General features: G+C 61.9%; 12 protein-coding genes. 4 read left to right on the forward strand and 8 right to left on the reverse strand.

The features are described from left to right. Positions 1 to 14 precede the first annotated feature (14 nt). From DSC91_RS01865 to DSC91_RS01875, 3 genes are all read left to right on the forward strand, one after another. Complete coding sequence (locus tag DSC91_RS01865; RefSeq protein ID WP_115776565.1) at positions 15 to 1,328, forward strand: HlyD/EmrA/EmrK family protein; 1,314 nt, start codon at positions 15 to 17, stop codon at positions 1,326 to 1,328. A 105-nt stretch (positions 1,329 to 1,433) separates the two neighbouring features. Next, entirely contained in the window at positions 1,434 to 2,984 is a 1,551-nt protein-coding gene (locus DSC91_RS01870; protein ID WP_115776566.1) for a DHA2 family efflux MFS transporter permease subunit, read from the forward strand. A 31-nt stretch (positions 2,985 to 3,015) separates the two neighbouring features. After that, entirely contained in the window at positions 3,016 to 3,627 is a 612-nt protein-coding gene (locus DSC91_RS01875) for a YbhB/YbcL family Raf kinase inhibitor-like protein (RefSeq protein WP_115776567.1), read from the forward strand. A gap of 192 nt (positions 3,628 to 3,819) precedes the next feature. On the opposite strand, the gene DSC91_RS01880 is transcribed toward DSC91_RS01875, so the two are convergent. The 8 genes from DSC91_RS01880 to DSC91_RS01915 form a co-directional block, all read right to left on the reverse strand. Beyond that, positions 3,820 to 4,335 carry an Ohr family peroxiredoxin gene (locus DSC91_RS01880; protein WP_115776568.1) on the reverse strand — a complete coding sequence of 172 codons (516 nt, stop codon included), beginning with the start codon at positions 4,333 to 4,335 and terminating at the stop codon, positions 3,820 to 3,822. Positions 4,336 to 4,503: 168 nt separating this feature from the next. After that, a complete protein-coding gene (locus DSC91_RS01885) occupies positions 4,504 to 5,529 on the reverse strand; it encodes a LysR family transcriptional regulator (protein WP_115776569.1) in 1,026 nt (341 codons plus the stop codon). A gap of 298 nt (positions 5,530 to 5,827) precedes the next feature. Beyond that, on the reverse strand, positions 5,828 to 6,832 hold the full coding sequence (locus DSC91_RS01890; RefSeq protein ID WP_115776570.1) for a DedA family protein/thiosulfate sulfurtransferase GlpE: 1,005 nt from the start codon (positions 6,830 to 6,832) through the stop codon (positions 5,828 to 5,830). A gap of 43 nt (positions 6,833 to 6,875) precedes the next feature. Beyond that, the gene (locus DSC91_RS01895; protein WP_162831314.1) at positions 6,876 to 7,415 is read right to left on the reverse strand and encodes a carboxymuconolactone decarboxylase family protein; all 540 of its coding nucleotides are present in this window, start codon (positions 7,413 to 7,415) and stop codon (positions 6,876 to 6,878) included. Positions 7,416 to 7,523: 108 nt separating this feature from the next. Then, entirely contained in the window at positions 7,524 to 8,795 is a 1,272-nt protein-coding gene (locus tag DSC91_RS01900; RefSeq protein WP_115776572.1) for a DUF3734 domain-containing protein, read from the reverse strand. A gap of 10 nt (positions 8,796 to 8,805) precedes the next feature. Continuing rightward, entirely contained in the window at positions 8,806 to 9,588 is a 783-nt protein-coding gene (locus tag DSC91_RS01905) for a 3-hydroxybutyrate dehydrogenase (protein WP_115776573.1), read from the reverse strand. Between the two features lie 15 nt (positions 9,589 to 9,603). Continuing rightward, positions 9,604 to 10,383: an acetoacetate decarboxylase gene (locus tag DSC91_RS01910; RefSeq protein ID WP_115776574.1), complete on the reverse strand. Its 780-nt coding sequence runs from the start codon at positions 10,381 to 10,383 to the stop codon at positions 9,604 to 9,606. 420 nt (positions 10,384 to 10,803) lie between these two features. Next, positions 10,804 to 11,556, reverse strand: a complete 753-nt coding sequence (locus DSC91_RS01915) for an SDR family oxidoreductase (protein ID WP_115776575.1) — start codon at positions 11,554 to 11,556, stop codon at positions 10,804 to 10,806. A gap of 188 nt (positions 11,557 to 11,744) precedes the next feature. Here DSC91_RS01915 and pdxR point away from each other — a divergent pair, with 188 nt between their 5' ends. After that, a complete protein-coding gene (gene pdxR / locus DSC91_RS01920; protein WP_115776576.1) occupies positions 11,745 to 13,289 on the forward strand; it encodes a MocR-like pyridoxine biosynthesis transcription factor PdxR in 1,545 nt (514 codons plus the stop codon). Positions 13,290 to 13,310 lie beyond the last annotated feature (21 nt).

The raw sequence follows: 13,310 nt of genomic DNA on the forward strand, positions 1-13,310 counted from the left end.
TCTGGAGACTTGAAATGAGCGAAATCGATGCAACGGAGCGCCGGGGGACCCTGGCGGCGGGCGCGAAACATGACGCGGCACAGACGAAAGCTTCTGTTGCAACGGAACCCGACACGCGCAAGCGCAAGGTGCTGCTCGCGCTGCTCGGCGTGGCTGTCGTGGTGTCGGCGGCGGCTTACGGCGCGTATTACATGACCTATGCGCGCTATCACGAATCCACCGACGACGCGTACGTCAGCGGCAACCTCGTGCAACTGACGCCGCAGGTGGCAGGCACCGTCGTTGCCGTGAATGCCGACGATACGCAGATCGTGAAGGCGGGCGACCCCGTCGTCACGCTCGACAACGCCGATGCCAAAGTCGCGCTCGGCAACGCCGAGGCGACGCTGGGGCAGACCGTGCGGCAGGTGAGCAGCCTGTACGTGAACAACGATTTCTACGCAGCGAACGTCACCCAGAAGCAGTCCGATCTGGCCCGCGCGCAGGACGATCTGCGGCGCCGCCAGGCCGTCGCCGATACGGGCGCCGTGTCGGCCGAAGACATCGCGCACGCGCGCGACACCGTAACGGCGGCGCGCGCCGCGCTCGACGCCGCGCGTCAACAGGCACAAGCCAACCGGGCGTTGACCGACCGCACGACGATCGAACAGCACCCGAACGTGCAAGCCGCCGCGTCGAGAGTGCGCGATGCGTATCTTGCCTATGCGCGCAACACGTTGCCCGCGCCCGTCACAGGCTATGTCGCGAAGCGATCGGTGCAGGTCGGCCAGCGCGTGTCGCCGGGCACGCCGTTGATGGCGATCGTGCCGCTCGACGGCGTGTGGGTTGACGCGAACTACAAGGAAAGCCAGTTGCGCAGCATGCGCATCGGTCAACCCGTCACGCTGACGGCCGATGTGTATGGCGGCAAGGTTAAGTATCACGGCCGCGTCGTCGGCTTTTCGGCGGGTACGGGCAGCGCGTTCGCGAGTTTGCCGGCGCAGAACGCGACGGGCAACTGGATCAAGATCGTCCAGCGTTTGCCCGCGCGCATCCAGCTCGATCGGAAGGAACTCGAAGCGCATCCGCTGCGCATTGGCCTGTCGATGGATGTCGATGTGGATACGCGTGACGACACGGGCCCGCAGCTCGGCGCGGCGATGAACACGTCGTATCGCACGGATGTGTTTGCCGAATACGGCGCGCAGGCAGACGCCGAGATCGAGAAGATCATCGCGCAGAACATTGTCCGTTTGCATATTGCGTCCACGGACAACGTCGCAGTGTCGATGCCTTCCGCAAAGCGCGACGCAAGCGACAAGAGTGGTGCTAAACAGCGAGCAGGTTGAATCGCATCCCAGGGCGCGCCGCGCAGTCGCGTTCTGGTTCATTCAATAGTCTGACAGGCCGGATCAATGCGCCGGACCTGTCGAAAACTTCAGACTGGAAGCGAGATGAATTCCCCAATGCAACTTGCACCGCATCCGTTGACAGGCGGAAAGCTGATTCTCGCGACAATCGCCGTCGCGCTCGCAACGTTCATGAACGTGCTCGATTCATCCATTGCCAACGTTGCGATTCCAACCATCTCGGGTAACCTCGGTGTATCCGTCGACGAAGGCACCTGGGTGATCACGCTGTTCTCGGCGGCCAATGCCGTCGCGATTCCGCTGACGGGCTGGCTCACGCAGCGCGTCGGCCAGATCAAGCTGTTCGTGGCTGCGATCGTGCTGTTCGTGTTCTCGTCGTGGCTGTGCGGGGTCGCGCCGAATCTGATCGTGCTGCTCGCTGCACGCGTACTGCAGGGCGCCGTCGCGGGCCCGCTGATTCCCCTTTCGCAGGCCATTCTGCTCAGCTCCTATCCGAAGGAAAAAAGTTCGACGGCGCTGTCGCTGTGGGCGATGACGGCAACGGTCGGGCCGATCGCGGGTCCTGCGCTGGGCGGCTGGATCACCGATAGCTACAGTTGGTCGTGGATCTTCTACATCAACATTCCAGTGGGTCTGTTTGCCGCAGCCGTGACGTGGATGATCTACCGCGACCGCGAGACGCCGGCGCGCAAACTGCCCATCGACAAGGTTGGCCTGATGTCACTCGTCGTGTGGGTCGCGTCACTGCAGATCATGCTCGACAAGGGCAAGGATCTCGACTGGTTCAGCTCTCCCGTGATCTGCATTCTTGCGGTCGTCGCGGCGATCAGCTTCCTGTTCTTTCTGATCTGGGAGTTCACGGAGAAGAACCCGATCGTCGATCTTCGCCTCTTCGCGGGACGCAATTTCCGCGGCGGCACGATCGCGATTTCGGTCGCTTACGCGGTGTTCTTCTCGAACCTCGTGATCTTGCCGCAGTGGATCCAGGGTTATCTCGGCTATCGTTCCGTGGATGCGGGTCTCGTCACCGCGCCGCTAGGGATTTTCGCCGTGCTGCTTGCACCCGTAATGGCGAAGATCATGCCGAAGTCCGATGCACGAGTGCTCGCGACGCTGGCCTTCCTCGGCTTTGCAGGCGTGTTCTTCATGCGCTCGCACTACACGACGGGCGTCGACCCTTATACCCTGGTGCTGCCGACGCTGCTGCAAGGCATTCCCATGGCGCTATTTTTTACGCCGCTTACCGCGATCGTCCTGTCTGGGCTGTCACCCGACAAGATTCCGGCGGCCGCCGGCCTGTCCAACTTCGTGCGCGTGTTCGCAGGCGGCGTCGGCACGTCATTGATCTCGACGGGCTGGAACGACCGAACGATCCTCCACCATGCGCAACTCGCCGAACAGTCGAGTGTGAACAGCCCCGGCTATATGGGCGCGATCGCGAACCTCCACGCGACGCTTGGCGGCGGCATGGATCAGGCCGCGGCGTTTTTCGAACGCTCGCTGAATGCGCAGGCTGCGATGCTCGCGCTGAACGATATTTTCTGGCTCTCGTCGATGATCTTCATTGTGATCGTTCCGCTGGTCTGGCTCACCAAGCCCGGCAAGGGCGGCGCTGGGGCGGCGGGTGCTCACTGAGTAAGCCCACTTCACATACGCGAGGATTTCAATGAAGCTACTTTGCCGTCTTTTGTGCGCCACCAGCCTGTCTATCCTTCTGGCTGCGTCGGCCGTTGCGCAGCCGTCGACCGACTTCAAGCTCTCGAGCCCCGACATTGCTCCTGGCGGCAAGATCGATAACAAATTCGTGCTCAACGCGTTCGGTTGTACGGGTGGCAACGTGTCGCCCGCACTCGTCTGGAAAAATGCACCGACGGGGACGCGGTCGTTTGCACTGGAGGTATACGATCCAGATGCGCCGAGCGGTAGCGGTTGGTGGCACTGGACCGTCTACAACATTCCCGCAGCCGTTACGCAACTGCCGCGAGGTGTCGGCAACGATCCGTCCCGTTTGCCTGTCGGCGCCAGTCCCGGCATGAACGACTTCCAGGACACCGGCGCGGTTGGCGCCAACGGTAACTATGGCGGCCCCTGTCCGCCGGTGGGCGACAAGCCTCACCGGTATTTCTTCACGCTGTATGCATTGTCGGTCGACGATTTCTACGCCGCGGCGGGTATTCCGAAGACGGGTACCGCCGCCCTGCATGGCTTTGCACTGAACAAGGCGTTGGGTGACAAGGTGCTCGGCAAGGCGTCTTTTTCTGCCTACTACGGCCGGTAACTTACGACCGGAGCCAACCGGCCGTGCCCGGTCGCGGTGACGGCAGAGCGCCCCTCGCGGGCGCATCATACGCAGTCGGAAACGAGAGTTTCAATCGTTCAGGTCCGTTCGCTCATCATAGCGGACGGCCTGATTGCGACAGAACCGACCTTGTTCATGTCCAGGTGTCTTCAAGGCATCAAGCACGCGGCGTTATGAGTTGCTGTCGTCGTCCGACGGCACAAGCGCGACGACGTTCTCAATTCCGTGTCGAGCCATCTTGGTGTAAGGACAGAAGCGTTCCGTGTTGCGCACCAGTTCCCCGGCGACGGCGCGCTCGACACCGGGCAAACGGACGCGGGTGTGCGCCGTCAACTTGAACAAACCGTCGATCGGGTCGCGGCCGAAGTCGACCGTGACGCCCACGGAGGCGCCGGGAATCGGAATGCCTGACCGCGCTGCCAGCAGACTCAGCGCGCCATGAAAGCAGGCCGCGTAACCCGCCGCGAATAGCTGCTCCGGATTGGTGCCGCCGCCGGGGCCGCCTAGTGCCTCCGGGATTCGCAAGTCGACTGCGAGCTGGCCGTCGTCGGAGCGGGCAATGCCCGACGCGCGTCCGTGACCGGCGTCGCCGCCGGTCACGGTGACCGTGGTCGAATACAGCGTTTGCGCGTCTTGCCCGTAATACTTATCGAGCAATGTCAGCGGCGGTGGACGCAATGTTGTCATGGCGCGCCTCGTATGTGCTTGACAATGTTTTACCGGACTGGCCGCGATTGGCGTGCCGTCTTTACAGGAAGCATCTTAGGCGTGCGCTACGTCATGCGGTAGGGTCGCCGAGGGATTCGCCGTGTTGCATCAGAAGCATCAGTCAACACAGCGTCGTTTGAGGCGTCATTATTCGATCGCCGATAACGTCGTCATTGTCGTCAGACACTGCAGATCGAGTGCTCTCGTGTGCTCGGTCATGTAGTCGATGAACACACGGATCCGCGCCGGAAGATGCTTGCGGCTCAGATAGCAGAGGTAGTGGCCACCGTCTTCGGGTGCATGCTGCGCGAGGCAAGGGAGGAGTTTCCCGTTGCCGATCAGATCGCAAACCAGATAGGCCGGTAACTGCGCGATGCCCAGCCCATCGAGCACCGCCTGCAAGATCAGATCCGCGTCGTTGAACGTATGTAGCGCGGCAGGCTGGTGCCGCTGCGCGAGGCCGTCGACCTTGAATTCCCACGCCCTGACGCGGCCGGACGCCGTCCGGAAGTTGATGCAGCGATGATCCACCAGTTCACCGACATGGCGCGGCAAGCCGTGAATCCTTGCATAGGCGGGCGACGCACAGACGATCATCTGCATCGGGATCAGCTGCCGCGCTACGATTCCGCTGTCCTCCATGCGTCCATCGCGAAACGATACGTCGACGCGATCGGCAGTGAAGTCGGCGGGGCGATCGTTCAGTACCAGTTCCAGGGCGATCTCGGGATATTGCGTGTGAAAACCTCGCAGCAGCGGCGCGACAATCTTGCGGCCGAAGCCGGGCGTGGAGCCGATGAGCAGATGGCCGCGCGGCGGCCCGTTGCGCAGCTCCCGCATGTCTTCCAGCGCCTGGGCGATGCGCTCCATACCCGGCTGACAGTTCTCATAGAAGAGTTCGCCCTCGCGCGTCAGCGACGTACTGCGAGTTGTGCGCAGGAAAAGACGTGTGTCGAGCTGGGCCTCGAGTTTCTGTACGTTGCGGCTGACCGAGGAGCGACCGATGCCGAGGCGATCGCCCGCACGGGCAAAGCTGCCTTCGCTGGCAACGGCCAGAAAGGAAACGACGCCTGCGTAACTGGTCGCGAATCTGCTTGCAAAGGGATCGTCGGCGCTGGCGGCGGGGCAGCGTAATGGGAGAACTGAGATGGGAGCGCGGGTCGGGGAGTCCATACTAGGCCAGACGTATCAGCACTGTCATTTGTGACATCGTGCGCTGCTTTTTTGCGGTGGATGTGCGGGCGTGCTGAGGGCCTTACTTCACCGGCACGAGGAGTAGCCGAGGTCCTCGATTGGTCAACGAGTGGGAGTTGGCCATTGCCGTGATAGCACCCGGCGGATAGATGACAGGGCAAGTCATCCCTCTGGAGGATGGCTTCGACGTCAGTTAACGGTTTGTCATTCTGGAATGACCCTCGCAGTCGGGGCGCCTCCCGTGGGCCGCCCTTGCGCTTTGTAGACACGGCTGTAATCAATGCGCGAAAAGTCTTGTCTCTTCTCCACTGATTGCTGCGTCGTTCATCGCTATTATCGGCTCGACGTCGAAGCCCGCCACACGCCACGCATCGATACCGCCAGTAAGTGGCAATGCAAGCTTGACGCCGGCCAGTCGCAACCGCTTGGCCATCCACGCCGCGGAGACTTCGTTTGGACATGAACAATAGATGACGAGCGTCCGGTTCGCTCCATAGCGCTCCACGATTTGCGGCAGTTTCCGTTCATCCGCAAACACGGCGCCTGGAATGACAAACGGATCGAGCATTCGCCGCTCGGCGGAGCGGATATCGAACACGACTGGCCGCGGATTGTTCGCGAGCAATGCATGCAATTCGCCCACGCTGATCCGTGCCTTCTCGAGCGCTTTTGCCAGCATGATTCTCCGGCAGTATCGATACAACACGTAAAACACCAGTGCGATACCGATCACGATCAACGCCTGCCAGCCAAGATGGGAGATAAGTACGAAAACCACATCGATCTGTGACGCGAATAGCGCACCGATGGCCAGCCCAACCGATGCCCACAGCGCAACGCCGGCGCAATCGTGCAGGACAAAGGAACGCAACCTGACGGCCATTGCGCCGCACAGCGGCACGGCAACGAGCGACAAGCCAGGTACGAAGCGTGCAACGATCAGCACGCGGACTCCCCAGCGCCCAAAGAAGCGCTCGGTCTTCCTGACGCACGTTTCGCGCGAGAGCGACAGTTTGCAAACGGTATGAAGCGTGCGTTCGCCGTACCGCTTGCCACCCTGAAACCAGATCAGATCGCCCAGCACACCGCCAATCACAGCGGAGCCCAGGATCGCCGAGAAATGCAGCAGTGTCGATGACGCGGCGTGTATGGCGAGCGCAGTGCCTGCTCCAACCGTGATCAATGTCGGTAAGACAGGCAACGGCAGGCCAAGCGAAGAACCAAGCACATTCAGGAATACGACTAGCATTCCGTACCGTGCGATCAATTCATGGGACAACATGGTGCTCTCCTTGTGGCATTCACGTACCCGTCTTGAAGATCGTTCATCGCTCTGCCTGAATTGGGCTGCCCAATGCGCGCCCTACACTGGCCGTCAGATTGACGGTGCAGGAGCGAAGAACGCCGCCGCCCGACCACAACTCGCTGCAACCCCAGTACATAAACAATGCGGCAATCTGTATGTTGCTGAAGTAGCCTTGCAAGCTCGGCCACACTGCGTCAGGAACTGACTGTCGGACCCTGGCCGCAAGATGTTCAGCCCAGAAAAGTACCGCTTTCTCACACGGAGAAAACACACCGGCACAGCGCCATGCGCCAATGTTCTCGGTTTTCGCCGCAGGCACCCCTGCCTTACGGGCACGGCACAGATGATGTTGAACGCACAACAAACAACCATTGACTTGTGAGGCACGCAAATCAAGAAGCGCGATCAGGCTTTCGTCAAGCGTATTGGTCGCATCAAAACACGGGGTATTGGGCGACGCCGCCGCGTCCGGCATCAGACGGCTGAAGCCCTGATACGACTCCCAGGATGCATATAACGCCCCGGTGCCGCGCTCGCCATATGACCGGACTGTTTTCATTCCGGGTTGCCATGACGTCGCGTCATGGCGCAGTCGAGGCAGAGATGTTGGGTTCATTTTTGCCTGATCAGCAGAAATAGAACGACTGAGGGAGGGAGTCGATACGCGCTACTTTGCGCCAGACAGTTCTTCCTCCGGCGAGCGTTTCGCTGGCGGCAAAGCTTGCTTGCCCAGCCCGGCGATTTCGTCGACCTCCTGCCGATAGCGGTGCACGTCCCGCGTGACGAAGCCGATTTCGCGGCTCGGGATATCGAACCACTCGGGTTGTCCGAACGAGCGGCGAATATCCTCCAGACCACTCGCCCAATGCTCGCGCATCGTATCCTTGCTGAATTCATAGTCCTTGTAGTGCCCCTCGAACGATTTGTTCTTGTAGATCAGGTGCACGACATTCACCGCACTGCCATCCGCCGTTTTCTGCGCCTCCCGCAACAACGGATGCGCAAGCCGCACCTTTTCGGGAATGTGCTCGAGCAGCGCCTTGATCATCTGCGCGTGCTTCTGGTTCTGCGACATGAACGCGGTGATCGCTCGCGTACGGCTTGAATATTGAATGTCCTTGGTGCGCTCGCTGACGTCGAGGAAGTCACCAGGCAGCTTGCCTCGCGAGCTCCACAGATCGATCTGGAAAACGAGAGTGTCCTTATGCTGGCTTTCCTTGATGATCTCGGTAAGTGGCGTGTTGGAAACCAGCCCGCCGTCCCAGTAGAACTCTCCATCGATCTCGACGGCTGGAAAGCCCGGCGGCAGCGCGCCGGAGGCGATGAAATGCTCCGGCGCCAGACGCATTGTCGAATTGTCGAAGTAGACGAGATTGCCTGTTCGCACGTTGACCGCCCCAACGGATACGCGAATGTTTCCGTCATTGATGCGGTCGAAGTTTGCGTACCGCAAAAGCGTTTCACGCAACGCCGACGTGTCGTAATAGCTGACCTGGTCTGGACGTTTCCTGGCGAGCCCCGCGAGAGACACATGCGTGCGCGGGGAGAAGAATCCGTCCTGACCTTCCATCAGCGTGCGCGTCGCGGCCCATGCGCTCGACCACCTGCGTCCCATATTTTCAAACCCCGGCCACGCTGGAAAATGCGCACCGATATGTGAGAAGAAGTCCGCCGGCTGACTGATCGTGTTCCAGAAGCCGCGCAGCGCTTCCACCCGGTCCGCAGGCGCATTACCGGCGATGATCGCCGTATTCAACGCACCGATGGATACCCCGGATATTCGCGTCGGTTCCACGCCGACTTCGGCCATTCCTTCATACACGCCGGCCTGATATGAGCCCAGGGCGCCGCCGCCCTGCAGCACGAGTCCGATTTCGTCATAGGCGGGGAGCTTGATGCGATGGGGCTGCTGCAGCTTGTTACGCTGGCTCGGATACATGGTTGTCTCCTTACTGCATGAACCAGCCGTGGCTGACCACAATCGATTGTCCGGTGAGGGCGCTCGACTCGAAGCCGGCGAGGAATGCAACCGTGTTCGCGACATCGGCTAGCGACGTGAATTCGCCGTCGACCGTGTCCTTCAACATGACGTCCCTCACAACCTGCTGTTCGGAGATTCCCAGGGCTTTCGCCTGCTCGGGGATCTGCTTGTCGACCAGCGGCGTTCTGACGAAGCCCGGACACACGACATTGGCGCGCACGCCGCGCGGGCCGCCTTCTTTCGCGACAACCCGGGCGAGACCGAGCAACCCGTGCTTCGCGGTCACATACGCCGATTTGAGCTGCGACGCCTCGTGCGAGTGCACCGAGCCCATGTAGATCACCGCGCCACCTTTGTTCGACGCGTACATATGCTTGATGACGGCCTTGGTCGTCAGGAACGCGCCGTCGAGGTGAATGGCCAGCATCTTCTTCCAGTCGGAAAATGCGTAGTCCTCGATCCGGTTGACGATCTGGATGCCTGCATTCGACACGAGCACGTCGACGCCGCCCAGCCGGCTCACCGTTTCGGCGACACCCGCATTGACCGCTTCTTCGCTGGTTACGTCCATTGCAACAGCGATTGCTTTACCGCCGTTAGCAACGATATCTTCAGCGACCTTTTGAGCGTTCGTGAGATTCAGATCCGCGATCACGACCGTCGCACCGTCTGACGCGAGCTTGCGTGCGCACTGCTCACCGATACCGCTTGCTGCACCCGTAACGAGCGCGACCTTATCATTCAATGCCATACGTCCTCCGAGAGCTTACTGGTTGACTGCGAGTTTCAACGACTCGGCAGGGGCGAGATAGTCGTAGACCACTTCGCCGACATCGAGCGTGAGATTTGCGATGACGTGACGTGCGCCGATCACCTTGCGAACCGGCAGATCGGCAACCGATGCGAGTGCATGCGGATGCAGCTCGAGCGCAGCAGGCCCCTCCCACGCACCGATCACATCGACGTCGCGCAGGAAGAAGCGCACCAGTTCGCAAATGCGCACCGAGCCATCGACGTGCGGAATGACCTTGAGCAGATAGTTGGGCGTATCCGCGAGCTTGCGGCGCTCGGCAGCCGTCTCGAGCGGGCGATACTTGTAGCCCATCGTTCCGGTGGCGATGCGCTGCGTTCCGTAATCGAGCGTGCCGAGCAGGGTGTCCTTGCCGTCCACGCAGAGCTTCGGCGAAGCCAGCTTCTTGGGAAATCCCCAGATTTCGCGGCCGCCTGCGATCGGGCCTTCGTCGTCGAGATACATCGCGTGTGTGAAGTTGGCGCGATTGCCGTCCTCATCCAGCACCGAGATCACCTGGCCGCTTTCCGTGTAGTCGCCGAACCCCGAAGAATCGGGCATGCGGATGAATTCGTAGTGGACGATTGCGTTGTCGACCGTCAGCGGTTCCGGAACGACGGCCTTAAGCGCATCCATGTCCGTTTCGTACGAAATGATGAAGTACTCGCGATTGATGAAGCGGAAGGGCGGACGTGGATACGCCGGGTTGTGTACGGGCATCGCAAATGCGTTGTTGCGGATATCTTCTTCTGTCACGGATCGTTCCTCGGTTGGTGAGGTGCTGCGTAACACGCATCGCAACAGCTGTTGCTGCCGCGGCCAATGACGTGCGCGCAAGGCTGTGGAGACTTGCTGTGCGCGTTTGCGCGTTTCTCTTACAGTGTCGTGTTTTCCGGCTCGCATCAGGCAGCGTGCGCGGCCACCGTCAGGACAAAGAGTAAGCGTGGTCGTCGTGCGGCAGTAGCCCTGCAAAGGAGCTCACCGTGTTGTCTTTGCGACAACAATTGACGACAGCGGACAGGTGCATATCAACGACAAATCGATCTCACCCCCGCCGTGGAAGTAACGGCGGAGATGCGATTCTTCGCCGGGCTGGGCCTTATACCGGTGCCCGAGGAGCTTCAGTGACCGGCGCCCATGTAGTCATGTCGATTCAGGTTTCGCACCAACCCGCAATCACCCCTTTTTAGCCAGCGCCAGCCACTGGTCGAGACTAACGCGGCCGATCCGCGCGTCGCCGAGCGGCACGAGCGATTGTTCCTCGACACGGCCGCCGTAATACAGCGCGTCGCGATCCGTCACCACCGGGCGCGCGTCGCCTACCGATTTCAGATAGCGCGCGACAATCTCCGCGAACGGCCGGCGGTCCGGGCCGGCGATCTCGACCGTGCCGTTCAGCGGCGCGGCTAGCGCGACCTGCGCGAGGAGCGCCGCGACATCGTCTGCGGCGATCGGCTGAAACAGTCCGTCGCCGATGCGCACCGTGCCGCCATCCGTGCCGAAATCCGCGATACCGCCGATGAACTCCATGAACTGCGTCGCGCGCACGATCGTGTACGGCACGCCTGCCGCTTCGATCACTTCTTCCTGCGCGACCTTGGCAGTGAAATACGCGTTCTCCGGCGTGCGGTCGCAGCCGACGATGGATAGCGCGACGTGATGGCGCACGCCTGCGGCCACTTCGGCCTTGCCGAGGTTGCGCGCCGAGGTGCGGAAGAAGTCGAGCACCGCCTGCGGCTCCCACGACGGCGCATTCGTCACATCCACCACAACGTCCGCACCCGCGAGCGCGTTGCTCAGGCCTTCGCCCGTCACGCTGTTCACGCCAGTGCGCGGCGACGCGGCGAGCGCCTCATGGCCCGCCTCGCTGAGCAGCGCGACGAGACGCGAGCCGATCAGGCCGGACCCACCGATTACGACGATTTTCATGGCAGATTCTCCAGATGAAAGTAAGTGAACGCGGGGCGCCGGGCGGGTTTCATGTTGCGTGAATGTGTTCGCCGCGGTGGCATTGCGTGAGGCCATTGTGGAAGAATCATGTTCTATCCAAAAGTGCCAAGAATCGCCGGTCCGACTAGTCCATGCCGGTTGCCGCTCCCTTTGCCCGTGAGACCGACATGATCGCGCCGACTGCCGCACCGACTCCCGCATTGACCATCGAAATCGACCGGCAGCAGCAGTTGCCGGTCTATCTGCAGATCTGCGAGCGTTTCAGGACCGCGATCGCCGCAGGGCATCTGCGTCCCGGCGATCGCGTGCCCGCGCTGCGCGGCCTCGCCACGCAGCTGAACACGGCGCGCGGCACGGTCGAGCTGGCCTACACGATCCTCGTCGACGAGGGTTATTTGCAGATGCGCGGCGCGGCGGGCACGTTCGTATCGCCGTCGCTGCCGGCATCGGTGACGCGCGCGTCGCGTGCGCCGAAAGACAGTCAGGAGGCGCGTGGTAGTCAAGGTACTGAAGGCGCCGTCACGCCGCAGACGCCGGCTGGCGCGCGCGACGGTGAAGCGGCGCCGCGTCAGCAGGCCGTGACCGTCACCATGAGCGGCGAACCGCGGCCGTTGCAACCAGGGCTGCCCGCGCTCGACGCGTTTCCGGTCAAGGTATGGAATCGGCTTGTTTCGCATCACGCGCGCAGCGGCGAACGCGCGATGCTCGCGTACCCGGATCCGGCCGGCTTCCGGCCGCTGCGCGAACATATCGCCACGTATCTCGGGCTGTCCCGCGGCGTGACCTGCTTGCCGGAACAGGTGTTCATTACCGGCGGCTATCGTGCGACGCTCGAACTCGTCTTGCGCAGTCTCGCTCGCCCGAACGATCGCGTGTGGTTCGAAGATCCCGGCTATCTGCTCGCGCGTGGTTTTCTGGCCGAGACTGGTGTGCAGCTCGTGCCGGTGCCGGTGGATCGCGAGGGGATCGACGTCGAGCGCGGCATGCTGCTGGATGCGCAGGCGCGCTTCGCCATGGTTACGCCGTCGCATCAGAGTCCGCTCGGGCACACGCTCTCGCTCGCAAGACGCATGGCGCTGCTGGACTGGGCAGAGAAAGCGTCCAGCTGGATCGTCGAGGACGACTACGACAGCGAGTTCCGTTATCTGGGCCGGCCATTACCGGCTCTAAAGAGCCTCGACCGGCGCGATCGCGTGATCTATTGCGGCACGTTCAGCAAGGTGATGTTTCCTGGGTTGCGGCTTGCGTATGTGGTGGTGCCGGAGCGAGCCGTCGAGCGCGTCGGGCGCGTGGCGCGCAGCATGAACGCCGGATCGCCGACGCTATTGCAGGCGGCCGTGGCGGATTTCATCGGGCAGGGGCATTTTGCGCGGCATCTGAAGCGAATGCGTGCGTTGTATGGCGAGCGGCGCATGCTGATCGTGCGCGCACTGGAGCAGGCGTTCGGCGAACGGCTGATTGTCGATCTGCCGCCAGGGGGAATCCAGTTTGCCGTGCGGTTCGCCGAAGGCTCCGATGGCCCGGTCGATGACGTCGCCGTCGCCGCGCGTGCTCGCGAGGCGGGGCTCGCCGTGCTGCCGCTTTCGATCTGGTACGCGAATGGCCGCACGCGGCACACGCGGCGCGGCCTCGTGATGGGCTTCGCGAACATTGCCGATGCGGATGAAGCAGGTCGTCTCGCGCGAACGTTGCGCGCGTGTCTGGACGGCTGAGTGAGACGTGGAGCCGGAGCA

The organism is Paraburkholderia caffeinilytica, assembly GCF_003368325.1.
In the GTDB taxonomy this organism is placed as follows: domain Bacteria; phylum Pseudomonadota; class Gammaproteobacteria; order Burkholderiales; family Burkholderiaceae; genus Paraburkholderia; species Paraburkholderia caffeinilytica.